The sequence below is a fragment of the Paenibacillus sp. FSL R10-2778 genome (genome assembly GCF_038593035.1).
Classification (GTDB): Bacteria; Bacillota; Bacilli; order Paenibacillales; family Paenibacillaceae; genus Paenibacillus_AQ; species Paenibacillus_AQ odorifer.
On sequence record NZ_CP151956.1, the window covers coordinates 5,042,150 to 5,066,937 of the forward strand.

General features: G+C 43.9%; 26 protein-coding genes. 6 read left to right on the forward strand and 20 right to left on the reverse strand.

Features of this window, described 5'->3' with window-relative positions; genetic code table 11:
• The first annotated feature begins 223 nt into the window (after positions 1 to 223).
• Positions 224 to 1,120, forward strand: coding sequence for a rhodanese-related sulfurtransferase (locus NST40_RS22775; RefSeq protein ID WP_342410018.1), 897 nt, complete (start codon positions 224 to 226; stop codon positions 1,118 to 1,120).
• 255 nt (positions 1,121 to 1,375) lie between these two features.
• Here NST40_RS22775 and NST40_RS22780 read toward each other — a convergent pair whose 3' ends face one another.
• The 5 genes from NST40_RS22780 to NST40_RS22800 form a co-directional block, all read right to left on the reverse strand.
• On the reverse strand, positions 1,376 to 2,047 hold the full coding sequence (locus NST40_RS22780; protein ID WP_076130250.1) for a YitT family protein: 672 nt from the start codon (positions 2,045 to 2,047) through the stop codon (positions 1,376 to 1,378).
• Between the two features lie 315 nt (positions 2,048 to 2,362).
• Positions 2,363 to 2,863: a Crp/Fnr family transcriptional regulator gene (locus tag NST40_RS22785; RefSeq protein ID WP_076217941.1), complete on the reverse strand. Its 501-nt coding sequence runs from the start codon at positions 2,861 to 2,863 to the stop codon at positions 2,363 to 2,365.
• A gap of 175 nt (positions 2,864 to 3,038) precedes the next feature.
• Positions 3,039 to 4,967, reverse strand: coding sequence for a fructose-specific PTS transporter subunit EIIC (locus NST40_RS22790; protein ID WP_076217942.1), 1,929 nt, complete (start codon positions 4,965 to 4,967; stop codon positions 3,039 to 3,041).
• Positions 4,968 to 5,005: 38 nt separating this feature from the next.
• Complete coding sequence (gene pfkB / locus NST40_RS22795; protein ID WP_076184203.1) at positions 5,006 to 5,917, reverse strand: 1-phosphofructokinase; 912 nt, start codon at positions 5,915 to 5,917, stop codon at positions 5,006 to 5,008.
• 117 nt (positions 5,918 to 6,034) lie between these two features.
• Positions 6,035 to 6,799, reverse strand: coding sequence for a DeoR/GlpR family DNA-binding transcription regulator (locus NST40_RS22800; RefSeq protein ID WP_305953507.1), 765 nt, complete (start codon positions 6,797 to 6,799; stop codon positions 6,035 to 6,037).
• Between the two features lie 251 nt (positions 6,800 to 7,050).
• Between NST40_RS22800 and NST40_RS22805 the strand changes: the two genes are divergently transcribed.
• Both NST40_RS22805 and NST40_RS22810 read left to right on the forward strand, forming a co-directional pair.
• Positions 7,051 to 7,323 (forward strand): hypothetical protein, encoded by a 273-nt coding sequence (locus tag NST40_RS22805; protein ID WP_076130246.1) that lies wholly within the window; start codon positions 7,051 to 7,053, stop codon positions 7,321 to 7,323.
• 190 nt (positions 7,324 to 7,513) lie between these two features.
• On the forward strand, positions 7,514 to 8,623 hold the full coding sequence (locus tag NST40_RS22810; protein WP_076130245.1) for an AI-2E family transporter: 1,110 nt from the start codon (positions 7,514 to 7,516) through the stop codon (positions 8,621 to 8,623).
• Between the two features lie 110 nt (positions 8,624 to 8,733).
• Here NST40_RS22810 and NST40_RS22815 read toward each other — a convergent pair whose 3' ends face one another.
• From NST40_RS22815 to NST40_RS22825, 3 genes are read right to left on the reverse strand one after another with little or no spacing between them, the layout of a single operon-like run.
• Positions 8,734 to 9,138: a hypothetical protein gene (locus NST40_RS22815; protein WP_036683006.1), complete on the reverse strand. Its 405-nt coding sequence runs from the start codon at positions 9,136 to 9,138 to the stop codon at positions 8,734 to 8,736.
• Between the two features lie 30 nt (positions 9,139 to 9,168).
• The gene (gene ung, locus NST40_RS22820; protein WP_076130244.1) at positions 9,169 to 9,837 is read right to left on the reverse strand and encodes a uracil-DNA glycosylase; all 669 of its coding nucleotides are present in this window, start codon (positions 9,835 to 9,837) and stop codon (positions 9,169 to 9,171) included.
• A gap of 44 nt (positions 9,838 to 9,881) precedes the next feature.
• Complete coding sequence (locus tag NST40_RS22825; RefSeq protein ID WP_076184205.1) at positions 9,882 to 10,538, reverse strand: ribonuclease H family protein; 657 nt, start codon at positions 10,536 to 10,538, stop codon at positions 9,882 to 9,884.
• 208 nt (positions 10,539 to 10,746) lie between these two features.
• Here NST40_RS22825 and NST40_RS22830 point away from each other — a divergent pair, with 208 nt between their 5' ends.
• On the forward strand, positions 10,747 to 11,340 hold the full coding sequence (locus NST40_RS22830; RefSeq protein WP_076130242.1) for a hypothetical protein: 594 nt from the start codon (positions 10,747 to 10,749) through the stop codon (positions 11,338 to 11,340).
• Between the two features lie 67 nt (positions 11,341 to 11,407).
• Here the strand turns inward: NST40_RS22830 and NST40_RS22835 are convergent, their stop codons facing one another.
• The 4 genes from NST40_RS22835 to NST40_RS22850 all read right to left on the reverse strand — a co-directional run bounded on the left by NST40_RS22835 (position 11,408) and on the right by NST40_RS22850 (position 14,159).
• Positions 11,408 to 11,980 (reverse strand): type 1 glutamine amidotransferase family protein, encoded by a 573-nt coding sequence (locus NST40_RS22835; RefSeq protein WP_341003423.1) that lies wholly within the window; start codon positions 11,978 to 11,980, stop codon positions 11,408 to 11,410.
• The gene (locus NST40_RS22840; protein ID WP_341003424.1) at positions 11,977 to 13,095 is read right to left on the reverse strand and encodes a DNA alkylation repair protein; all 1,119 of its coding nucleotides are present in this window, start codon (positions 13,093 to 13,095) and stop codon (positions 11,977 to 11,979) included. Before NST40_RS22840 ends, NST40_RS22835 begins: the two co-directional genes overlap by 4 nt.
• Positions 13,096 to 13,192: 97 nt before the next feature.
• Positions 13,193 to 13,726 carry a hypothetical protein gene (locus NST40_RS22845; RefSeq protein WP_076281365.1) on the reverse strand — a complete coding sequence of 178 codons (534 nt, stop codon included), beginning with the start codon at positions 13,724 to 13,726 and terminating at the stop codon, positions 13,193 to 13,195.
• A 118-nt stretch (positions 13,727 to 13,844) separates the two neighbouring features.
• Positions 13,845 to 14,159 carry a hypothetical protein gene (locus NST40_RS22850; RefSeq protein WP_341003425.1) on the reverse strand — a complete coding sequence of 105 codons (315 nt, stop codon included), beginning with the start codon at positions 14,157 to 14,159 and terminating at the stop codon, positions 13,845 to 13,847.
• A gap of 205 nt (positions 14,160 to 14,364) precedes the next feature.
• Between NST40_RS22850 and NST40_RS22855 the strand changes: the two genes are divergently transcribed.
• On the forward strand, positions 14,365 to 14,574 hold the full coding sequence (locus tag NST40_RS22855) for a hypothetical protein (protein ID WP_036683023.1): 210 nt from the start codon (positions 14,365 to 14,367) through the stop codon (positions 14,572 to 14,574).
• 77 nt (positions 14,575 to 14,651) lie between these two features.
• On the opposite strand, the gene NST40_RS22860 is transcribed toward NST40_RS22855, so the two are convergent.
• The 4 genes from NST40_RS22860 to NST40_RS22875 all read right to left on the reverse strand — a co-directional run bounded on the left by NST40_RS22860 (position 14,652) and on the right by NST40_RS22875 (position 17,578).
• Positions 14,652 to 15,665, reverse strand: a complete 1,014-nt coding sequence (locus NST40_RS22860) for a Gfo/Idh/MocA family oxidoreductase (protein ID WP_341003427.1) — start codon at positions 15,663 to 15,665, stop codon at positions 14,652 to 14,654.
• A gap of 31 nt (positions 15,666 to 15,696) precedes the next feature.
• Positions 15,697 to 15,825, reverse strand: a complete 129-nt coding sequence (locus NST40_RS22865; RefSeq protein ID WP_342410019.1) for a hypothetical protein — start codon at positions 15,823 to 15,825, stop codon at positions 15,697 to 15,699.
• A gap of 101 nt (positions 15,826 to 15,926) precedes the next feature.
• The gene (locus tag NST40_RS22870) at positions 15,927 to 16,709 is read right to left on the reverse strand and encodes a Gfo/Idh/MocA family oxidoreductase (protein ID WP_342410020.1); all 783 of its coding nucleotides are present in this window, start codon (positions 16,707 to 16,709) and stop codon (positions 15,927 to 15,929) included.
• A gap of 20 nt (positions 16,710 to 16,729) precedes the next feature.
• A complete protein-coding gene (locus NST40_RS22875) occupies positions 16,730 to 17,578 on the reverse strand; it encodes a sugar phosphate isomerase/epimerase family protein (RefSeq protein WP_076130236.1) in 849 nt (282 codons plus the stop codon).
• A gap of 182 nt (positions 17,579 to 17,760) precedes the next feature.
• On the opposite strand from NST40_RS22875, the gene NST40_RS22880 reads away from it, so the two are divergent.
• Positions 17,761 to 18,666: an AraC family transcriptional regulator gene (locus NST40_RS22880; RefSeq protein WP_076281361.1), complete on the forward strand. Its 906-nt coding sequence runs from the start codon at positions 17,761 to 17,763 to the stop codon at positions 18,664 to 18,666.
• A 492-nt stretch (positions 18,667 to 19,158) separates the two neighbouring features.
• Here NST40_RS22880 and gnpA read toward each other — a convergent pair whose 3' ends face one another.
• The 4 genes from gnpA to NST40_RS22900 all read right to left on the reverse strand — a co-directional run bounded on the left by gnpA (position 19,159) and on the right by NST40_RS22900 (position 24,710).
• Complete coding sequence (gene gnpA / locus NST40_RS22885) at positions 19,159 to 21,312, reverse strand: 1,3-beta-galactosyl-N-acetylhexosamine phosphorylase (RefSeq protein ID WP_342410021.1); 2,154 nt, start codon at positions 21,310 to 21,312, stop codon at positions 19,159 to 19,161.
• Between the two features lie 26 nt (positions 21,313 to 21,338).
• The gene (locus NST40_RS22890) at positions 21,339 to 22,193 is read right to left on the reverse strand and encodes a carbohydrate ABC transporter permease (RefSeq protein ID WP_076217953.1); all 855 of its coding nucleotides are present in this window, start codon (positions 22,191 to 22,193) and stop codon (positions 21,339 to 21,341) included.
• Positions 22,194 to 22,202: 9 nt separating this feature from the next.
• Entirely contained in the window at positions 22,203 to 23,144 is a 942-nt protein-coding gene (locus tag NST40_RS22895; protein WP_254857029.1) for a sugar ABC transporter permease, read from the reverse strand.
• A gap of 90 nt (positions 23,145 to 23,234) precedes the next feature.
• The gene (locus tag NST40_RS22900; RefSeq protein WP_076277394.1) at positions 23,235 to 24,710 is read right to left on the reverse strand and encodes a carbohydrate ABC transporter substrate-binding protein; all 1,476 of its coding nucleotides are present in this window, start codon (positions 24,708 to 24,710) and stop codon (positions 23,235 to 23,237) included.
• Positions 24,711 to 24,788: the final 78 nt, after the last annotated feature.

A 24,788-nucleotide genomic window follows, 5' to 3' on the forward strand; every position in this document is an offset into this window, starting at 1 on the left:
CGCTAATCCTAACTATCCATGAAAACCGCCTATATCCAGCAAAAAAAATCAACCAGAAGTTCTGGCTGACCTTAATCCTGGTATCCCTGAAAAATGTTATTTATACCAGCTTTCTTCAGGTTACTGTACCATATCTCTTGTCAATACTTGATAATATGTTACAATACTTTTTATACTTAAATGTTTATTTAGTAGTCTAATTCTAATGATAAAGGTGAAATGAATGAATCCACAATCGGAATATGCAATTCTGCTATACTATAAATTTGTAAAAGTGCCGGATGCAGAACTATTCGCCCAGGAGCATTTGGCTTACTGCAAAGAGCTTGATGTAAAGGGACGAATTCTCATCTCAGATGAAGGCATTAACGGAACACTATCAGGTACGGTTGCCCAAACCGAGCAATATATGAAGGATTTGCGCGCAAACCCTCTGTTTAGCGATATCGTCTTCAAGATCGATGAGGCTGAGGGTCATGCCTTCAAAAAGATCTTCGTTCGTTATAAAAAAGAACTCGTGACGTTCCGGGTCGAGGATGAACTGGACCCTAACGTGATTACCGGAAAGCATCTGGCGCCTAAAGATTTCTATGAAATGATGCAGCGCGACGATGTGGTGATTCTGGATGGTCGTACCGGTTACGAATTCGATCTTGGTCATTTCCGCGGCTCCATCCGCCCCGAAGTAGACAGCTTCAAAGAATTCCCGGACTGGATTCGCGAGAATATGAGCGACCTTAAGGATAAACCAATCCTGACCTACTGTACAGGCGGGATCCGCTGCGAGAAATTAAGCGGGTTTATGATGAAGGAAGGTTTTGGACAGGTGTACCAGCTGGATGGCGGCATTGTGACTTACGGTAAAGACCCTGAGGTACAGGGCCAACTGTTTGATGGAAAATGTTATGTCTTCGATGAGCGGATTTCCGTACAGATTAATCATACCGACGGGGATATCGTTGTCGGACGATGCCATCACTGCGGTCAGCCAGCTGACCAATTTATCAATTGTGCTAACGATGCTTGTCATCTTCAGCATATTTGCTGTGAGGACTGTGAAACACAGCACAGTGGTCATTGCTCGGACGAATGCGAAGCAATCACGAATGCCGTGGGCTAAATAAAAGGACAAGCTGGCCGCAATTGTTTCAACACGATTCAAAGACGAGCACTAGTGAGTCTTAAGTTAACTAAAAGGTGGTGTACAGGATTTTCACTGTACGTCACCTTTTGTTATGAGCGAAACGTCCGAGCAACGCCCCTAAAGACTACACCCTTTAAATTACGTCATATCCAGCAAAAAAAAGTCAACCAGAAACTCTGGCTGACCTTAAATGTAGTATATCCCCGAATAAGCTGTTTATACCAGCCTTCTTCACATTACCGTACCATCATGCGGTTTACGTAGTGTAGATTGAATCTTTGGCGCCTTCACTAGCTTTGGTTTGCCTAAAGAGGTTGTAAAGGTGATCACATAGCCGGCTACGACTACTGCCATCACTGTATACATCGTTTCTTTAACAGGCATATAAAAGAGTGATAGTGCCAGAACGATTACATCCATCATGATGAATACCGTACCTACTTTGATTCCCTTCCATTCACTAACCAGCAGCGACAAAATATCGTCTCCACCGCTAGCCCCGCCACTCCGCAGGATAATTCCCGCTCCTAAACCTGTCAGTACGCCGGACAATAGAGCTGCTAATGCCAAATTGTCCTGCAAGTTGATGACCAAACCGGAATAACGTTCCATGAGACCATAGAAGATTGTAAAAGCTCCTACAGAAACAAAAGTGTTGCACACGAACGCTTTCCCTTTGAACATCCATGCTATCAAGAGTACTGGAACGTCTAGAAGCAGAGTTGAAATCGAAGGTGAAATTCCTAATACGTATTTGCCAAGCAGCGATAATCCTACGAATCCGCCCTCTGACAAATGATTCTGAAAATTGATGTGATAATAAGTAAATGCAAGCAAAAATGTTCCAAACAAAATGACTGTCAACCGGAGCAGTACATTCACTCCGTAATTGTGGTTCCTCATACAGGTCTCCCCTTATCGTATATGGCGGCTAGACGTCCCACCAACCTCTACGACGGGTAAAACCGGAGGTATTGCTCCTTCGCATATATATACTCCTTCCCCTCGCAGAGGCGGTTCGTCAAGTAACAACGGTTTACGCACCTTCTACAGGGAAGCTAAGTATAAGACAGATCATACCGTTTCCAAATCGTCCTTTGGGGAATCGTCCTTCGGGGACACATGGTATCCTGATCCTTTCTCTAATTTGATAAGTTCTGTTTACATTATACCACGGAGCCACCCTACTCTAAACAGTTTGCCAGAAAAAAGCAGGAATCACTCTGTACTCCGCAGCAAACGGTTGATTGTTTCACGTCTTACACCGATCAATTGTCCTATTTCTTCCTGGGTCAATAACTCTGTTAGCGCTGCGCCATGAGAGTAGTCATTAAACCAGCGGGTTAACAATTCCATACGTTCTGCAGGCGTACCTACAGTAAGATGATCCAGCCGTGTCTGCATAAACCGTACCTTCTCCTGAAGCAGTCTGGCGATTTCCATCGCTTGACCAGAATCCTCCCGCAGCTGTTGATACCATTCTGCTGATGGAACTGCCTCCACCTCGCTCTTCATCATCGCAACTGCCGTTCCATGCGCCTCCTTTGGCGAAATGAGTGAATGATGGGGAACCATCTCACCGGGATACAGGATGTTGAATAACACCATGTTCCCATTCTCATGAAGTCTTGTGACCTTGAACAGCCCGCTTTTTACCTTAAATAAAAAATCACAGCTGTCTCCTTGGCGGAACAAGACTTCCCCCTTATGTAATATCATCTCGCTCGCTCCTTTTCCTTCTGATTATATATATTTTCAATTATATAAAATTAAACCTCATTTATGGAGATAAATCTACCTATGGGCGAGGAGGCGGGTGATTAAAATCCATGCAAAAACTGCTGGACACCAGAATGAAAATTCTGGCACCCAGCAGTTCAATTTGCTTATAAAGTTACTTTGCTTCAAGCGGTTTCTTCCATAATCCGAGCATCAATCCGGAGATGACCGAACCGATCAGAACAGCTAAGAGGAACAACAGCGCGTGGCTTGAAAGGGCAGCTACAAAGATCCCGCCATGCGGAGCCGGCACGTTGATATTCCAAAGCTGTGTAAGACCTCCAGCAACGGCCGAACCAAGAATACAAGAGGTTAGGACACGAAGCGGATCGGCTGCGGCGAATGGAATGGCCCCTTCCGTAATGAACGACAAGCCCAGCACATAGTTCGTTAAGCCTGATTTACGTTCTTCTTCCGTGAATTTATTCTTAAAGAAAGTAGAAGCCAGTGCTATTGCAAGTGGAGGCACCATCCCCCCCGCCATTACAGCAGCCATCATGAAGCCGTTGGTATTGCCACTGGTAGTGAATACACCGATGGCAAAAGTATAAGCAGCTTTATTGAAAGGTCCACCCATATCTATGGCCATCATGCCACCGAGAACCAGACCCAGAATAACAGCATTAACAGTTCCAAGATCATTAAGCCAATCAATCAGTCCTACATTGATCCAGCTAAAGACCGGATCAAACAGGTAATACATCAATCCACCGGTAATTAGAAGCCCGAATACCGGATATAACAGGATCGGCTTCAGTCCGTCAAGTGTTTTAGGCAGTCCTGCAAATACTTTACGTAATCCGATAATTACATAACCCGCCAAGAAACCAGCAGCCAGCCCGCCGAGGAACCCAGCGTTGGAATTCAAGGCCATGTAACCCCCAACCATACCTGGCATCAGAGCCGGACGATCACCAATGCTAAGCGCTATAAATCCAGCAAGGACTGGAATTAGGAAATGGAAGGCACCATCTCCACCACCAATTGTCTGCAGTAACTGGAACAGCGGATGATCTGCTCCACCTACTTGTTCAATCAGGAAGGAGATTGCTAGCAGAATACCGCCACCGACTACAAACGGGAGCATGTGGGAGATCCCATTCATTAAGTCCTTATATATTTTACTGCCGATACTGCCAGATTTCTCTTTAGACCCTTCGTCATTGCCACCGCGACCTTCATTGTGATAGATCGGCGCTTCCCCATTCATAGCTTTACGAATAAGCTCTTCCGGCTTACGGATGCCATCACTTACAGGTCTTTGCAGTACAGGCTTACCGTCAAAACGGGCCATTTCCACCTTTTTATCAGCTGCAACAATTACACCGCTTGCACGCCGAATCTCATCAGGGGTAAGTACGTTTTTGGCCCCTTCTGAACCATTCGTCTCTACACGGATATTAACTCCCATTTCCAGAGCTTTTTTCTTAAGGGCATCTTCAGCCATAAAAGTGTGTGCAATGCCTGTAGGACAAGCAGTTACAGCTACGACAAAAGCTTGGGAATCCGGGTTGCCCACGATTACACGTTCAGGCTCTGACTTCGCGGCAGTTTCAGCAGCTTCGTTCTCTTTCTCCTTAGCTTCACCTTCCGCCTGCTTGGCATCAAACAAAGCGGATACCTCGTCAGGAGTCTGAGTATTCATAAGCTGTTCAATGAACTCGCTATCGATCAGTAGTCTGGACAATGAGGCCAGTGTACGAAGATGCATATTGCCTGCTCCTTCTGGAGCGGCAATCATAAAGAAGATACGTGCAGGCTCATCATCAAGGGATTCAAACTCCACTCCCTTTGCGCTCTTAGCAAATACAACCGTCGCTTCATTAACCGCTTTAGTCTTAGCGTGCGGCATTGCAATGCCGCCGCCAATCCCAGTGCTGGACTGCTCTTCGCGCTTCAGAATCATCTCTTTAAAAAGGATCGGATCATTAATTCGGCCACTTGCAGCAAGACTCGCAATCAATTCATCAATTGCAGCTTCCTTAGCTGTAGCTTTTAGATCCATGATCATCGTTTCTTTTATCATTAAATCCGTTATTCTCATCATGCTCAACTCCCTTAAGTACTTTGAATGCTGTCGGCTTACACTTCTGAGATTTGGATCAGCGGTCTCAGCTGTTCAATGAATTCTCTGTCCGCTAAGTCATCAGAGAATGCGGTTGCACTGCCCGAGGCAACGCCTGCACGGAACGCCTCCAACAAGTCTCCTGTCAAAGACAGTGTCCCTACAAAACCAGCGATCATGGAATCTCCTGCACCTACAGAATTTTTCACTTTACCTGATGGTGCGTTGGCGTGGTATACCCCTTGCTCCGTAATGAACAAAGCCCCTTCACCCGCCATGGAAACCAGTACATTTTTCGCTCCTGCATCCAGCAGCTTGCGTCCATAAGTAATGATCTCTTCCCTCGTATCTATGGTTACGCCGAATAGCTCTGCGAGCTCATGATGGTTCGGTTTAACCAGCAATGGCTGATACGCCAGTGCTTTTTGAAGTGCAGCACCAGTAGTGTCAATGACGAATTCCGCTCCGCTCTGTTTGCACACAGCTATAAGCTTGTCATAGAAATCTGCACCCAGTGATGGGGGAACGCTTCCCGACAAAATCACTACATCCTCCGCGTTCAGGGCAGCCAGCTTTTGCAATAGTGCATTGGCTTCAGGATCATGAATGACGGGTCCAACACCGTTAATCTCCGTTTCCTCTCCATGCTTGAGCTTGATATTAATCCGCGTATCATCAGAAACAAACACGAAATCGCTTGAAATTGACTCTTCGTGTAACCAATCCTCAATATATCGGCCGGTGAAGCCTCCAAGGAATCCCATAGCCTTATTCTGAACCCCAAGCTGATTAAGCACTCGGGATACGTTAATTCCCTTCCCTCCCGGAAGCTTCAAATCACGTTTCATCCGGTTCAAGTCACCCAGTCTCAAATCTTCCACTTCCACGATATAATCAATGGAAGGATTAAGCGTTACAGTATAGATCATGATTATCCCTCAATTATGTTGGTTTTCTAAGCCATAGATTACCGATCACAAGTACGGCATCTGTAATTTCTCCAAACGATCACACGGTAATTCATAATTGCTTATCCTATATAAAATTTATACCAGCGTGAAATCCACACCCAATTGCGTGATCTCACGGATGAATTTGTCAGACGCTCCTGAATCTATAATGCAATGATCCATTTCCGTCACATCTGCAACCTTGCTAAAGGATACCTGCCCCAGCTTACTGTGATCTGCCAGTAGAATAACTTGCTTGGCAACTGCGATCATTTTGCGTTTTGTAGCTGCCTCTAACATGTTCGGGGTTGTGATGCCTTCCCGCAAATCCAGTCCATTAGTGGCAAGAAAAGTTTTATCCACTCTCACCATATCTAAGGAACGTTCTGTCATCGGTCCAACAAAAGCCATCGTATCCGGGCGAAGCATACCGCCTGTAATTGAGACTTCGATATTGCGGCAATCCCGCAGCTCATTCAGCGCCATAATCGAGTTCGTAATGACTTTGATATTCGAAAAGTTCTTCAGCTCTCTGGCAATCTGCAGTGTTGTTGTTCCTGCATCAAGCAGTATTGCGTCCCCCTCCTGAATCATCTCCACGGCCTTACGGGCAATCCGTTGCTTCTCATCCAATAAATGGTCTTCCTTATCAGGATAAGCCGCCTCAAAATTGACGCTCTGCAGGGAAACCGCTCCGCCATGAGTACGCTTTAATAATTTGGCTTCTTCCAGCTCCTTCAGATCACGGCGCACAGTAGACTCAGATACGCCCATTTCCTGACTTAGCTCCTGTACAGAAGCTCTGGAGTTTTTTTCCACAAAAAGCACGATTTTTTGTTTTCTCTCTTCCTCAAACATCATCGTGGCTCGCTCCTTTATGTGACAGCGCGACCTGTGCAATTCCTTGCGCTCATCTATGAATTTTATTGACCGTTAATCGATTATATATGACCGTTATTGATCGTTTGTGCTCGTTTATGATTTTAACAGCGTTTTCATCCTGTGTAAAGTGCTAAAAAGAGACAGTGCAAAATTACATCCGAATTGCCTATCTCATATGCGGCATTTATAACATATTAATAATACATACCGGGAAAAGCGGGTGATCAGAAATGGCCAATGGAAGAAACAGCGGGAGAAATAAAGGCAACAGCAATGCTAATAAGAATGGGACCACCAATAACAATAATCCAGTGGAATCCGCAGAACTTAGCGCTGAGGATTATGAGATCATCGCAGCTGGACTTGTAGCCTTAGGTGAGATTTTTTCCTTTTTATCTCTTGTTAAAGCAAGACAAGTTACCAAAGAAACCGGAGGCGAAGATGTAGTTCCTGAAATCTTCACTTTATCCACTAGAAAATCTCATAGACGAAAGTCAAGATAATCTGTGAAAAAGCAGAGAAATAGTTATACCCCCTTGTTAAATTGCGAACTTTTTACTTGGCGTAACCTTTGTAACTAGAACCTCTATATGGGTATGCCAAGAACTACCTAAAAGGAATTGCCCGCTTTTGAATCAATACTTGTAAATTAGGGTTATTAAACTACATAGACATAAATTTGAATTTTGGGGGATGTTTTTATTGCCACAACAGAAGTATTTTCGGACAAGCCTTGCTATTATCGCCTTTTTACTGATTTTGTACTTAGGCTCCAAAGTAATGTTTCTCTTCGCCCCACTGGGTGCCATTTTCAAATTATTACTTGTTCCCATGATGTTATCAGGGTTCATGTACTACCTGCTGCGTCCGTTAGTAAGAATCCTTGAGAAAAGAAAATTAAACCGGGCGTTCTCCATCCTGCTCATTTATTTTCTGATTGCCGGCTTGTTCGTTCTCTTCTGGATTCTAGTCTGGCCGACACTTCAAGAACAAATTCAGAACTTTATTGATAACACTCCTTACCTCGTGCAAGGTTTGCAGGATCAGTTCAATGCATTGAGGGAGAATCCGACACTTTCGCGTTTTTTCAAAGGGGATTCCGACGTCGCAGCCCGTTTATCAGAATTTCTTAGCGATACTATTACCTGGGTTACCAATTCCATGTCCAATTTGATTGGCGTTGTTTCCAGCATTGTAGTGTTAATCGCAACTTTGCCCATCATTCTGTACTACATGCTAAAAGATGACTATAAGCTATCGCCTAAACTTCAAGGCTTAATTCCGAGAAAATATCGTAAGGAAGGGCAAGAGATGTTTGGAGATATCGACAGCGCCTTAAGCAGCTTCATCGTCACACGCGTGGTGCTAAATGTCGTACTCGGTATTATGTTATATATAGGGTTCCTTATCATCGGACTGCCTTACTCCCTGTTGCTCGCCGTAATTTCAGTGCCCCTTAACTTCATTCCATATGTGGGATCATTCTTAGCAGCGATTCCGGTAATTATAGTGGGTTTCATTGAATCACCGACGATGGCCATATGGTCCCTGGTTGTAATCTTCATTGCCCAGCAGATCCAGGATAATGTACTCTCACCGATTATTTACGGAAAATCATTGGATGTTCATCCACTGACTACGGTCATCCTTGTCCTTATAGGTGGAGACTTCTACGGTATTATCGGAGTTCTTATTGCGCTCCCTGTTTATATGATTATAAAAATTGTTTTCCTGCGCGTGTATGAGATTATTATTGCAGACCGGATAGATGAAACTGAGCCTATCAAAAAAGAGGAGCTATAACGGTTGTAATCTACTTCGTGAACGGGCGGAGCTTATCTATAAAATAAAAAAGGGTACGTCTCCAATCACTCGGAGTCGTACCCTTTTTTATTCTTTACAGGTGCCTGAAATCACCCTCGTAAAGAACGAACTACAAAGATGTGATTGCCCTTCATCAGGTTTTGGCCGTTCTGAAGAGTAACTGAACCTTTCGTATGTGAGGTAATAATCGTATTAAAGGCAATAAGCTGATCTTCTTTCCAGACACTAACCGCCGATTTAAAATACACTGCATTGTCAAATTGCTGCCGATCCCTCATCACATAACCCACGGAATGGAGAACTGGAGGCAGCGCTCTTTCTTTTGGAGCCAGAGCCTTAATAACAACAATATCCCGAAACGGCACAGCAATTTCCTGATGGCCAATCACCGCCACCGATGCGGAAAGGTCCCATTTGCGCAGGATTCCCTTCATAATGGTATAAGGTTTCTCTCCGCAGTACATTATAACGGGTTTACCTACCCAATGCTTCATAGCTACCTCCCCTTCGCATCACTCCATAAATTATAAGTCCGGAATGAACCAATCTATTCCTGCCATTCCCTGCGACTCTAAAAATTGATTGGTCTTTGAGAACGGACGACTGCCAAAAAATCCACGATGCGATGAAAGTGGGCTTGGATGAGGCGATTGCAGCACCTTATGCCGGCTTTGGTCGATGAAGGCGCCTTTTTTCTGCGCATGACTTCCCCATAATATAAACACCATGGGCGTAGATCTTTCATTTAGCTTTTGCATAATAGTGTCTGTGAATGTCTCCCAGCCCAGACCTTTATGCGAACCAGCCTCACCCTCACGTACCGTCAGCACGGTGTTCAGCAACAACACTCCCTGCTCTGCTAAGTGCAGTAAAGAGCCGTGGTTCGGAACAGGCACACCGACGTCCTCTTTCAGCTCTGCATAAATATTGCGCAGTGACGGAGGGATACGTACCCCCGGATTTACAGAGAAGCTTAGTCCGTGCGCTTGTCCGGGACCATGATAAGGATCTTGACCTAAAATAACTACACGGGTCTCCTTATAAGGCGTTAATTTCAATGCTGTGAACAATAATTCTTTTGGCGGATAAACGGTATGTTCCTTATATTCTTGTGTTAGTGCGTCCATTAATTTTAGAAAATAGGGCTTTTGCATTTCATCCTGCAATACCTCATCCCAATCGTTGCCAAACATCCCCAAACTCCTCCTTTAACCGAAACCATAGCGATATAGCTTTTTTATTTCCGACCATAATCCGCTTTGATCTCGCCCCACTCTTTGGTCTGCCACTTGAGCACCTTATTGTCATATGTATTGGTTTGCAACCAACGCTCTGCCCGATCAATAAGCACCCAAATTTCCTCTGTTGAAGAATCGCGCGGCAAGGTTGTTGCCACCTTCTTCTGCTTCACCCACTTCATTGCATTTACTGAATCACTGTAGACCGTTTTATCGCTTCCCTCTTTCTTTAACAACGCCAAGGCATGAACAATCGCTAAAAATTCGCCTAAATTATTAGTGCCCTTTTTGATCGGACCACAGGAGAAAATGATATCTCCCGTTTGTGTATCTACACCCTTATATTCAACAGGCCCCGGATTACCACGAGTCCCCACATCTACTGAAATACTGTTGTAATCAATCTCCTCAGAGGTCTCTACTGTAGCACTGCGTTTAAAAGAACTTGTCCCCTTAGACTTTGCTGCTCCAGCTGCCCCTGTTCCCCAATTCCCCTTCCAGCCCGCTTTATATGCCGCATCAGCTGCTGCTTTAGATTCATAGGATTTATATTTTGCACCGGTATAATGATCTGTCTGTGCCTGGCATTCTGCCCAAGTGCTATAGACTCCCGGTTGTTTACCTTCCCAGACTACATAATATTTCTGTTTGGCCATGGATAATGCTCCTTTTCTACTGCCTGTACTTATTGTAATCCATATTGCTCGTGAATTCATCGGATAAATCACATTTTTCAGGTCATACTATACGCCAGAGATGTCCAGGCCTATATTACCATTTGTAGATTGATTGGTAAATTACTAACTAATCACTCTATAGTAAGCTCGAAGGATATCAGTACAATTACTTAGGGAGGTTATACAGATGAGAAAGATAGCAAGTGTTGCTGCGGTATTTGCTTTTGTGTTAATGGTCGGATGTGGAAATGCAACAAACAATGCCAATAATGCTACTGCAACAAGCACTCCTGAGAACACGAATAATGCGGGAACCACTAATAATACAGGCACCGCTAATAATCAAAATAACACCACAGATGCTGTAACCTCAGCTTCCGTAGTAGATAATGAAGAAGCCTTCAAACGCGCCATCAGTCCAGAAGGAACCTGGATTGCTGCTACACTTAAAGACTTAACCTTCACCGAAGATCTCGTGGTGGATGGAGAATTCATGAATAAAGAGGAACCCGCCAGAAAAATTGCTCTATACACACAAGATGCGGATCACAACATCACCAACTCCTTTAAACTGACTGCTCCAAAATTGACCATCAAGAGTAAAAACGCCCGCATCCAAGGCGGAACCTTTATTGGAGATGTATACGTAGAAGCGGATGGTTTTACCCTGGTGAACGCAACCGTTGAAGGCAATGTCTACTTCGCAAACGATCAATATAAATCCACCTTTAATTCATCCGATCAAGGAAAAGTAACTGGTGTTACAGAAGTGAAAAAATAAGCTTCAACCCCAAAAAGGTGATCTGAAGTCGTTAAGACTTGAGACCACCTTTTTTTTATATACACCCTTATTCTTGATAAAAACCATCTTTGAAAAATTTGTACCATCCCTCGACGGCTTCGATTGGGAAACCCTCTAACTTCTTCATAACTTCCCTTGCAAATTCTAAAGAAGCTGTGCCATTAGCAGTAATAATATATTCACTCGAAACTGCCTGTTTTTCTATATAATTTGCTTCTCCTTTATAATTAGGAGCATTTTGTTTTAAATAATCCAATGAATTTCCGGTATGCGGTATGTTGTCTAAATAGCCATGTTCAGCCAAAAAAGTTGTAGCGTCACATATTGCGGCTATAGGTACACTTTCCTGTAAACATTTTTCAATCACTGGAGTAATAGCTGAATTATCTTTCCAGCCTGTGCCCCCGATTAAAATCAACATTTCATACTGAGCAGGTAAACTGTCTAAAGTATAGTCAGGTACAACAGTAAATCCACCCATAGATTTGACATTGTCGCTAGTTAAAGCAACTGTGCTTACTTTATATTCACTTTCCGGCTTATTTAGTTCGGCACTAATATATCCGCTTTCCCAATCAGCATAGCCATTGGATAGAAACATCAAAACTTCTTTTTTCATATATTAGCACCCCCTTTAAGTTCTAACCCCACTTCCGCCACTTCTCGCCCATTTACCAGCAGCACAATCCGGTGCTCTCCTGGATAATGACGCCGAGTTGTTAAATCAGCCCAACGATGTGTCCGTTTACCTGACAGAATTGTACCTCCAGGTACGGTCTTATCCGATAACAAAAAAGATTTACGGGAGGTTCGACCTGCCGCTTTCACGAAATAGATTCCGTATTCAATCCGAATCCGTGCCGGAGCTCCCTCACAAACTTGAAGCTTATACTGCAATTCAGAGCTTTCGCCAATGGCCAGGATAGAAGGTTCCAGTAGAATTGAAGCACTCGTTATAAGTGGAGCAGCTTCGTCTGTCTGCTCTGCGTATCCGAATAAAGCCATAATCTCTGGCTCAGCTTTACGAATCAAAGAACGGCAGCCGTGCCGCACAATCCAGTCTGTATCGGGATGTGTTCCTTTCCAGCGCCGAGCGGTATCGAGCACCACTTCCGGATGATCCTTCGCAATATCATTCAAATGATTAGCGACACTTTTACGCACATACAGGGATGTATCCGCCTTAAGCTGCTCAAGTACAGGTAATACCGGCGCCGGGTCAAGCTTGAACATGGGAAGCGCCTGTCCCCAAGGCAGACGAGGCCGACAGCCCTCACTAGCCAGCCTACGTACATGCTCATCAGGGTGCTTCGCCCATACCTGCATTTGAGCCATCATCCGCTCTGGTTCCCGCAAAAGAAACGGCCTAACTGCAAATTCAGCCGATGATTTCGCTGTGAATCTTTCCAGCGCCTGCATAGACAATTCCCAATGATCGTCTTCCTGGCCATATACCTCAACAAAATCCGGAAAAATCAAATAAGGAAATCCTACACAATCATTAGCAATGGCGAATAGGATAGCCAGCGCTTCCTCATAAGGAAGCTGTAAGTGGCTGCCCAACGTCTCGGTGATCCGCCGCATTCTCGCCTTCAGCTCAAGCGTTTCCCACGGTTCAGTCATGGCTGAGCTTACAAATGCCTCAGTCTCGAAGACATTATGTACGCCACGAATCTTTTCGCCGAACTCACGCAGAAATTGTTCATTGTACATTGCTTTTAAAGGTTCAGCCATTCGATAATCCCTCATTTTCTTTTTTAAATCAGCAGACTTGATTCTGTCATGAAATCGTAGCACACCCAATTTGACAACAGTATGTCAACTTTGGCAGCTAAGAATTAATAAGTACCTTCACCTCTTCAATCCCTTGTTGGGCTCGACTGTTTAACGCGCGCTTATCTTTAAGGTTATGTTCTTTAAGTTCGTGTCCAGGATCAATGACCAGCGGCTGTGAGATTACATCCTCGAGAATTTGTACAGCAACCTTACAGCCTTGAAATAACAGTTCTTTTGTGATCACTTGGTTATGAGAACGAATGATTTCAAGCATTTTTTCCGCATAAATCAGTCTAACCAAACTATCAGCGCTCATAATATTCCGCGAAGCAAAAGAAGCCACTTTTTCCACAATCCAGCTATCCTGATAATTCCGCGAGATGGATTCCAGTATCGTAATCGCATCCCAGTCCCGTATCGACAACTGCTTGACGTGCTCCGTAGCCCATTCCTGCAGCCATTCCAGCTCCACTTCTCTTGGAATTTCAAAACTCTTGTACTCCTTAAGTACTCCTGCTTTATGCATATTTAAAAAATGACCCAAAAACTGAATGTACAGCTCCTTGGCTCTTTGTGTCGGTTCTGTCATCTGGCAATCATCCTTTCATTATCCAAATCATATCCATTCCCCGGTTTCTTTTCAAATTAAAAATAAAAAAGGACAGGTAGCGAAATCATCGCAATACCTGCCCTTTAGTAACTTCGGGTTATGGTAAATAGTTTGCTTCAACCGGAGGGTTTTTCTCCACTATTTTCAGTTCTAGTCCTCCGAATCTCTTCGCCAGCTTGTTATATACCAGCGCTACCAGCATACCCACCAACCCATAAATGAGTATCAAAATAACCGGCATAATCAAATAAGGGATACCCATAACAACAATAAACGTCTCTTTAATGATAAGCCCGACCACCACCATCCCTAAACCTACTATAAACAATAGCAGTGTAGGAATGATCATAAAATAGATAGTTGTTTTAAAAAAACTCTTTTTGTTAATTTCCAGCACTTCATAGTCTTTCATTATGTAATCCCCTTAATTTATTTAGAGTGGTAAAATTACCCTCTTCGTTTCATTAAAGACGATCTTAAATACAATTTCAACCAAATTTCTCATATTTTCGACTTTTACCAAAGAATTCTTCCTAAAACTCAACGATAAATCATGGTAAAATAACTCCTATGGTTTAATATATCATCATGTACAAGATGTCACCGGAGGGAATAACATGCCACAAACATTAGTGAAAAATATTGATTTTTTTATAGCTGCCTTATCCCAAACCTATATTTCTGCGCTACAGCTTGATCCTGATGGAATGTATTCAGAGGTTGCTTCAGGAATTGTTGAACTGTTCTCTGACGAACAAGTACGGCTGAGAAGATATGACGGATCAGTATCCCATTATGCAAGAGACAACACCAAATTTCAGCGATGACAAAAGGACGTGAACTGGAAAAAGGTCATTGTGAATGATCCTCTTCCAGCTCACGTCCTTATTCACTCTACACACAACTAATCTAGCACAATCCATTCGCCTTCAGCATCCGCTGACTTCATTTCTGCTTCCACGATTCTTAGAGACTCCGCTGTACTCTCTGGCGTACAAATAATGATAGGCTTATCCTGGATAATAACATCCAGAAAATATACAAGCTCTCTATAGTAGCCAACATCCGGTGAAAGTTCCGCTAAATAGCCTGCCCCGGCATTCGGATTGACCTTGACCTCGCTGCCATCAAACACTATATTTCCACGTTCAAAATTAACCCGGTACCCCATGTAAAAACCAAAATCACCTTCCAGCGTCCAATCCACCTGAGCATTAATTACTTTTGCATCCTTATAAAAATAGTGAGTCGATGCGATATCATATCCGCTACCCGGAAGGACATTACGTCCTAAGGATGATACTTTATCCGGTCTGCCGAACAGATAGTTAATCATATCCGTATCGTGAATATGCATATCCATAATGCCTCCACCGCTTAGTGTCTCATCAAGAAACCAATCCTTAGGAGCACCAGATCCCCTGTAAAAATACCCTTCCGTGACCTGACCGAACTGCCCGCTCTCTATCACTTCTTTTAAATATTCATACCCCGGCCAAAAACGGAGACAATGTCCGATCATCAGTTTTTTCCCACAGCGGGCTGCCGTTTCCACCATTTCCAGCGCTTGTACGGAAGTTCTGGCCATCGGTTTCTCACAAAAAACATGATATCCACGCTCCAGCAGCGAACAAGTCATTTCCGCATGCAGATAAGTAGGAACCGCAATGTCGATCATATCCAGTTCCTCACTGGCTATCATTTTCTCCAGATCATCGTATAGATTGTAAGCTGACAAATCATAGACTTCCTGGGCAGTGCTCATATTCCCGGCTGCTTTTCCATCCTTTAATTCTTCAATTCGCAAATCACAGATGGCTTTAAGGGCAATGGGCTGCCCCTCTTCCGTTAAGCGCACATAATTATCAAAATGCATCCGGCCCATAAATCCAAAGCCGATCAAGCCTATTTTCAACATCGTGAAGTCTCCTTTACTAAAAGTATGGTACTTAACGTATCCGTATCCAGGCCCCTTCCTGATCAGCCGATTGGATTTCAGCCTCAATGATTTCTATGGACTGGGCAGCACTTTCGGGCATACATAGGGTCACTGGCTCATCGTTCTGGATGATTTTCAAGAAATATACCAACTCTCTGTAATATCCGGTATGCGAAGAAAGCTTCGCAATGAACCCCGGTTGACGATTAGGATTTACCTTAACTTCCGCGCCATCAAAGACTACATTTCCCCGTTCAAAATAATCCGATAGCCCATGTAAAAACCAAAGTCGCCTTCCAGTGTCCAGTCCGCTTGGGCATTGACCACTTTTCCATCCTGATAAAAATAATGAGTGGAGACGATATCATAGCCACTTCCCGGTAAAACCTTCCGCCCAAGCGTTGATACTTTATCCGGTTTCCCAAACAAGTGATGGATGATGTCCGTATCGTGTACATGCATATCCAGCATACAGCCGCCACTTAGCTCATCATTGACCAACCACCCTTTAGGAGCACCGGAACCCCGGTAAAAATAAGCCTCTGTCACTCCACCGAACTCACCGCTAGCTATAATCCCCTTCAAATATTCATATCCCGGCCAGAAGCGAAGACAATGACCAATCAGCAATTTTTTTCCGCTGCTTTGCACCGCCGCTACCATCTTCCAAGCTTCTGCGGAATGTCTCGCCATCGGCTTTTCACAGAACACATGATACCCTCGTTCCAGCAGCGAACAAGTCATTTCAGCATGCAAGTACGTAGGTACTGCAAGGCTAATAGCATCTAGTTCTTCTTTTTCGAGCATATGCTCCAAATTCTCATAAAGGCTGTAAGGGGATAAATCATATACCTCGTGGGCTGTGTTCATATTCCCCGCGGATTTAGTATGTTTAAGGACTTTAATCTGCGGGTCACAAATGGCAACCAGAGAAATCGGATGGCCGTCTTCCTGCAATTGAACATACTGATCAAAGTTCATTCGGCCCATAAATCCAAAACCCACCAGCCCCACTCTGAGCACAGCCTTCACCTCTCTTAAACTTAGTAACTAGTGCGTCCTAAAATAGCATCCATCGCTGCAGAAGTATTAAAAATGATTTGCTCCGAATAATGCGTATATGGCGGTATCATTTCTCCAGTAACATAATTGCTGTAGCCGATCTCTTGCAGTGCTTCCATAACAGCAGGATAATCCACATCCCCAGCAAGTAGATCAACAAATCCATGAAGTCCTCCGGCTGCCCGGCGGTAATCTTTGAAATGCACCTTCTTGATTCTATGGCCTAGAATCCGTATCCACTGCTCTGGATAACCAGAATGAACGATATTCCCTACATCCAGATAGGAACCTACATAATTGGAGCCTACAGCATCTATAAAAGAACGTAATTCGAGCGGAGACAGCAGGAATTTATTCCACACATTTTCAATCCCAATAGAAACACCCGCCATTTTTGCATCCTGAGCCAGATCACTGATCGCCTTCAAGGCTCGATCATAAGCTTTTTCATAATCGACTATTTCACAGCCCTCAATAAAATCCACACCAACCGCACCAGGAATGACAAGAATCGTATCTACGCCAAGTGTTGCTGCCAGCTCCAATTGTTTTTTACATACATCGATAGCCTTCGTCCGGTTCGCCGCGGATTCACTTGTCATGGCATATGACCAATATAGTCCTGTCGCCAGTCCTGCAATTTCTAACCCCATCTCCTGAATGGAATTTTTGATCTTAATAGCTTCTTTCTCAGTGGTTTGCAGGCCAAGTTCACCCGATTCATTCAAAGATAACTCAATTCCGTCGAAACCTGCCGCTTTAGCCAGACGTGCACATTCTTCGATCTCAGTACCTTCGCGAAACGACCAAATGTTTATTCCCTTTTTCATCTGAATCCTCCTCAAATTTGTTATTTTCCGTTTTTTAAGATTCTGCCCTAAATGCGCTTATATCCTTGATTTATTTATATTATAATAGATTGTAAGTTAGATTTATTTAGGTGAACAAGAGATTTGTTGCACGATTCCGGTCTATTTAATAAATCATTTTATACTGTATGGGAGGTTTATTCGTGGCTGAAAAAGAACCCCGTTATCCCCTGAGAAAACAGGTCCCTTCCCGGGAGTGGTCACCTGGCATTCACTACGCACAATTCCAAACTCTCTCACCTTGCCTCTTTCCAAGAAGAAGATTGTATGATTTCGAGCTGCTATACGTTCGCCAGGGGAAATTATCAACAAAGATGGATACGGAGGAATATATCCTGAATTCAGGACAACTGATATTTCTTTCTTCCGGGGTATATCATCAAAATGCGATTGTCTCAGATTCGGAAACCAAACTCATTGGGATCCATTTTGATTTTTTTGGGGAATCGATTATTACAAGCGATGAAGACATGCTGGTCAATGAGGAGGAGGTTATGGACGAGAAGTTTGCCTTGGAAGCTGTGACCGCTCCTTTTATGCCATTGTCACAGGAGCCCATTTATACCCCGCCACCCGAATGTATCCATGCGATGGAACAGCTCGTGCATGAATTTACGATGCGGCCTGCCGGTTATGAATGGGTCTGTCGGGGGTTACTGCTCGGCGTTCTAACCTCGCTGCTCCGAACACAAAGCTCCCGGAATGCAGCCAAATCTTCCGTTCATACCGGGCGGATCAGAGCTTTAATCGATGAGATGGATTCAAAGCTAGCAGACCGCTGGAGCAATAAATCCATGGCTGGTGCCATGAATATGCATGAAGACCATTTCTCCAAGTTATTTCGTGAGGTAGCTGGCATGCCTCCTGGTGAATATCTCCGTTCCATCCGGCATCGAGAAGCACGCAAGCTGCTGCGTGAAACGGATTGGCCGATTGAACAGGTCGGGGATAAGGTTGGTTATCCTGATATCCATTATTTCAGCAGGGTATTTACCGCAAATGAGGGGATTTCTCCGCGGGCTTATCGCAAAATGTCCCGGATACTCTAGATACGGAAAACTCAAAATATCTCAATCCAAGTGAGAAAAACTTGCGAAAAACATTGAGGGGATGGATTCTTCCTTATGATTCAAAAAGGCAAATGCCCCCTTCCCTGAAAAATCGAAGAAGGAGGCGGCGAACGTTAGTGTTTTCTGCGTTAATGCAGTCTGCGGGGACGGCTCTAAAACTAATTAGGGAAAAACTCCCTGAAAACAGCCAATATTCGCTCTAAATGAACGAAATCAGGGAATTCCTCCCTAATAATAAGAGGAATTTCTATAATTGCTAACGAATCAGCTAAACTTTGGGGAGGTTTTCCCTGATCATTAGTCTGATGATCAAATATCCCGGAATTTCAGGGAGAAATTCCCCAATTACTCTATCGAAGCTGTACAATTCAGGAAAGTTGGAGACAACTGCGGCCGGAAGTCCAATTATTCGCGTAGTTACGGCTGACTCCTAGTGTGTGATCTCAAAATAGGAGAAGGCGAACAAATCTCTTACATAATCATATCCAGCCACACACTTTCCATCCCACGCAACTCTATTTCTTGGATCACAGCGTTGTCCATCAGGATCGTTGTCTTTTGGATCTCGGCAGTGTTATTTACGGCACAATATCGACCCGTCTCAGGATACGCGTGACATTCAACATTCGGATTCACTGAGAACCATGAATACAATTGCTTCTCTTGATGTGCAGCCCAAAAGATCGCTCGGCTGAGTAGTCTGGTATTCTGAACACTATAGGGAAGCCCCGCGATATAAACGCCCCGCCCCCGACCAAATGAATTCACGGCAAGATTGCAGCTGCCTTGGTGCACGTCCAATATTTCTGCTCCGGCCTCCGCTTGATAAATCATGGTCATCCCTTCACCATAATTAATCTCACCTTCCAGATCTTCCGTTATGAAATGACCCTGCACAGGCGTTACCTTGGGCTTATTGATGCTTGCTGTAAATCCAATTTCCTTCTGAACACCTAGAATATCCGCTAGTTGAAAAAGAACCCCTTGATGTTCATAAGCTGATGGATCACCAATCCCAATAAAACCGCCCCCTTGCTCCACCCACTCACGAACTGTTGCCACAACTTGCGGATCGCTCCATTGATCTCCACCGCTCCAAGAGGTGTGTACATCACCGGCGTTAATAATCACACCGATACTAGGATCAATCCCACTTAACCTGATGTCATCAAAGCTTATAAACTCAATGTCGAACGGCAAGCCCGCCAATGACTCTAATGCCCCTATGTAGGAGTAACATCTTTGATTCCATAATGAATGAGCCACTTGATGTGTCTGCCAGCTTCGAAGGGAGCCCCAAGTATTCAGAACCGCCACTTTAAAAGGAGCTTTAAAAGGCTGTGTCCCTTCTACATTGGCATGAATCCCTTTGAACTGCGTTGCAATCTCTGTCACATGATCTATAAAATCCGGAAATTGATGCGCTAGACTTAAATATCCGCCATACCCCATCCTGCCAACTGGTTTACGCATGAGCGCACGCCGGCATTTGATCCAGATCGGCATGGACTCTCCGACAGGGTCTCCCCCTTCAAAAAAGACATCAGGAAAGAAATAAGGATAGAAACGTGCCTCGGTATCCTTAATAGGTATATCCGCAATCATACGGGTTGTAACGCCATCTCCTGCTGCCCCTACCACTGCGTCGAGCCCGATCTCCGGAAAATATTTGCCATAAGGCTCTGTACCAGCCCAGTGATCCCCAAAAAACATAATCGCTTTCTTCCCGAAATCATGCACCCTATCTACACATTGTTTCGCATAACCTGCGATGAATTTCTGATTGAAGTCCATCCAGTCCAGATATCTTTGGGTCGGGTTCTTAAATGGTGTGTTATATCGCCCCTCATCCACAAAATCTTCTGCAGTCAATCGGTACCCATAAGCTTGTTCGAATTGCTCTAACGCAAGTGGACTTACACAACTCAGATAGCCAAACCAATTCACCTGTTTCTCCTTACCTTCCTTGTTAAAAATCAAATCAAAATTATAAAAGAAGGTCGTAAAACGTACGATATCAGTCTTGGGATGTTTCTTCAGCCAATCCTCCAGCACCTTCAAAACATGCTCTTGAGCCTCGGGATAACGAATATCCAACGGTAAACGATGCTCCTCATCCCAATCATTCGTGATGTGGTTGTACATGGAGACCGGCTCCCATTTCTGGTAGGCCAAGAAACTGACCGTATACTTGTGAAATTGTACCGCCTGTTCAAGTGTGACAATTCCCTCTGCGTAACTCCAACATTCAGAAGGTAATACTTCTCCTGTAGTCCGGTTTACAACCTGCCAATATTTTTTTATATCCACATCTGTGTTAGGAATAAATTGCTCGGCAAAATAATCAGCCATAATATCGATGGTCTTCACCTTTGAAGTTACTATTACTGGAGCAGACATCAGATAAATCTGCTGTCTATATTGCGGATGCTGCTTCGCCCACTCATTGTCCTCACGGACAAGACAAAGCGTTGAATAAATTTGCAGACCCATATCGAGAATGTCCTGCGATAGATTCGTGCCATCACTGTCACGTACGGCATCTACACCCCATCTTTCGACGAGATCGGCTATGACCTCTTCCATCCCTGTTTCACCAGGCAGTGTAAATCTTCCTTTGTCCACGTAACTTCCCTCCATATCTTTGTTGTTCAGCCCTTAATTCCGCCTGCGCTTATTCCTTGGAGCAATTGCTTTTGTCCTATCACATATAAAAGAATCGTTGGAATCAGCACTAGGATCAGCGCGGCAAAAAGTGCACTCCAATCAGTAGCATAACGTTGAACCTCAAAAAGATTGGCTAAACCTACTGGCAATGTTTTTTTGCTATCACTTTGAATTAAGACCAATGCCAGCGGATACTCATTCCAAAAGCCCATCGCTGCCAGCATACAGACCGTCACAATGCCCGGTTTAGCAAGCGGTGCAATAATTCTGACGAGCACTCCCGTGTTGCCACAACCGTCAATCTTAGCGGCCTCTTCATAATCTCTAGGAACGGACCTCAGAAATCCACTTAATACAAAGATGGCAAAGGGAAACTGCAGAACAGCATAGATCAAACTGAGCATCCCGCGATTGTCTAACATCCCGAACGAATTCACCTGCAGAAATAAAGGAACCATAATGTAGGAGGCTTGCAGAAAAATACAGGCCATATAAAGGTTAAGGATTAGTTTAGAGCCCCAAAACTTAAATCTCGTTAAGACATAAGCCATAGGAACCACAAAAATAACTAAAATCGCCGTGGATAACACCACAAGAAAGATAGAGTTCAGGAAATAACTCCCCATCTTGGATTTCTGAAAAGCACGTACATAGTTATCGAAGTGTAGGGCTTGTGGAAAGGAGAAGGGGTCTGTCAGAAATTCTGTATTGCTTTTAAATGAGGCTAAAAGATTCCATACAAACGGATATAACAAAACAATGGTGGCTACAATCAGAAACAGCCGCGTGATCCAGTTAGCAATATTCATTTTTAGAAGACTCTGTTGATTGCTCGTCATCCTTCTCCCCTACCCTTCTGCTCGATTTGTAAGTAGTCTGGACAGAAAAGAAAGCACAAAGGCGAACACCAGCGTAAATATAGCTATAGCCATGGCATAACCAAAGTTCGCATTCTGGAAGGCCTGCGTGTACATGTAGTGGAGTAAAACAGTAGTTCCACCTGCCGGACCACCACCAGTCATTACAGTTACAACTATAAAACTTAAATTGATCGTACCTGCCAGAGACAACACAAAAGTAATGCCAATAATATCTTTTAGCAGAGGGATCGTAATACTGGTAAGCTTCCGGAAATATCCCGCACCATCAATAGTCGCCGATTCAAACACATCCGCAGAAATCCCATCAATCGCAGCGATATACATGACCATATAATAACCAACCGCTTGCCAGATCAGTGTAACGGCTACACACCACAATGCTGTTCGGCTATCTCCAAGCCAGGGTCTGCTCAGTTGATCTAATCCGATGCTCCCCAGAATATTATTCAAAATGCCCATATTGGGATGAAACACAAAGGACCAGATAATTCCGACTACCGTCAATGAGATGATACTAGGAAAGAAAAATACGGTTCGGTAAAATCCTCTTTCCTTCAGCTTCGTCTGCGTTAATAAAAAAGCGAGCACCAGCCCAAAAATCAATGTAATCACTGGCACGACCAGCATCAGTTTAAATGTATTGCTCAGAGCTTTGAGGAACATCTCATCCTGAAACATATATTTATAGTTATCCAAAAAGATAAACTTGTTCTCATCACTCATCCCGGTAGCATCCGTAAAAGACATAAAAAATGCCCGAAAGGTTGGAATAATCATAAATACGAGGGTCAACAGGAGCGTTGGAATCGTGCATACCGCTATGAATAGCTTAGGATTTCTGGTTTTCGCTGTCCTAATCTTTGATTTCCTCTGTCTAGGAGCTATTTCTGCCAACTGCATTTCAGACATCTTTCTCACTCCTCTTCATACAAAATGCATCCCGTTCATAGATAACCTTATCCATTCCTAACAGGATGCATTTGCATGAGATACTATAGATTATTTACTAGCCGCTTTCTCTTTACGAATCTGTGCAAAAGCTTTTTCCACATTATCCATCCATTGATCTGTGGTCATTTGGCCTGTCATCACTGGTGTGACCGTATTCTTGAACATTTCGGTGACTACACTAACCTTGGAACCCTTCGGTAACGATTGCCAGCCCTGTAAAATAGAAATGGAACCATTATAAGCCTCAAACATGTCATAGACACCTTTAGTCAAAAATGGCTTAGACAGCTCCTTCGCATCGTTAAGCGCATACGCCCCATTCGCTTTTTCCGCAAATAGTTTTACAGACTCATCGGTATACAGGAACTTTAAGAATTCCTTAGCGAGCTCAGGATTTTTGGCCTTAGCAGGGATGGAGAATTGCTCGTAGCTGGAAAGCACATACTTCTGATCGCCTTTATTGAACACAGGTACTGTTGTCATCCCAAATTCAAATCCATTTTCTCTAGGTGAATCCTTCATTTCATTTTCCATCCAGTTCCCGTTTACGATAAACAAAGCTTTACCCATCATCATATCGGTCTGCGACTGTGTATGGTTCAAGGCAACCGTGCCGTCCATCAGATAACCGTCTTTAGAGATTTTATAGAAAATATCCAGTACTTTTTTGATCGTGTCGTTCTTAAATGAACCTTCCTCATAAGCAAAGACTTTATCCAGCGTTTCTTTTCCCCCCGCACTCGCAATGGCCGGGTAGAGAATTTCCTCCAAATAATCCGGATAGATGCCTTGGTAAGTGAATAAAGCCCGCTTCGTTTTGGTTCCATCTGCATTAACCAGATAGTTCTCCTCTTTGTTCAGCTCATCCCCTAAAGCAAAGAACTCCTCCCAAGTCTCAGGAACACTCCAGCCTTTTTCTGTGAACAGTGTTTTATTGTAAATCAAGCCCATCGGTCCAGCATTAAAAGGTGCGAGGTACGTCTTTCCATCTTGATAGGGCTGAAATCTTGTACTGTCCAGCATCCCCGGTAGAATCATATCCTTAAGCGTCTCCTCTTTATCAAGCGCTTTGCTTTCAAATACATCGCTGATATCTAGCAGTCCCTTTTCTTTAATCAGTGAAAGCACGATGCCACTTTGCTCTGTATCTGTAACGGATAGGAAGTCGGGAGGATTACCCGCAACAATCTGCGGCCGGATTACTTCACCAACTTTAGGATTAATCGTCATGTTCACTTTCACACCTGGATAAGCACTTTCGAATTTGCTGACAATTTCATTCCAATAATCCGCACCATATCCCCCTTGGAATACAGCAATGCTAAGTTCCTTGTTATCAAAATCTTTAGCAGGTTCTTCTTTAGTCTTCCCGGCGTTCGTTGTACTTGTAGCTTGCGCGGTGCTCGTAGCTTTCGTTGAATCAGATTCATTCGAGGCAGCAGGTTTATTATTGCTGTTCCCACAGCCGAGCAACCCCGCACCTAGCAGCATTACTGCTAATAATGTACTCATAGTCTTTTTCATAAACGCCCTCCTTAAGATATTCTTGTAAACGCTTTTTTAATAATCTAAGTATAGAAGGATTTACGCTATATTTACATT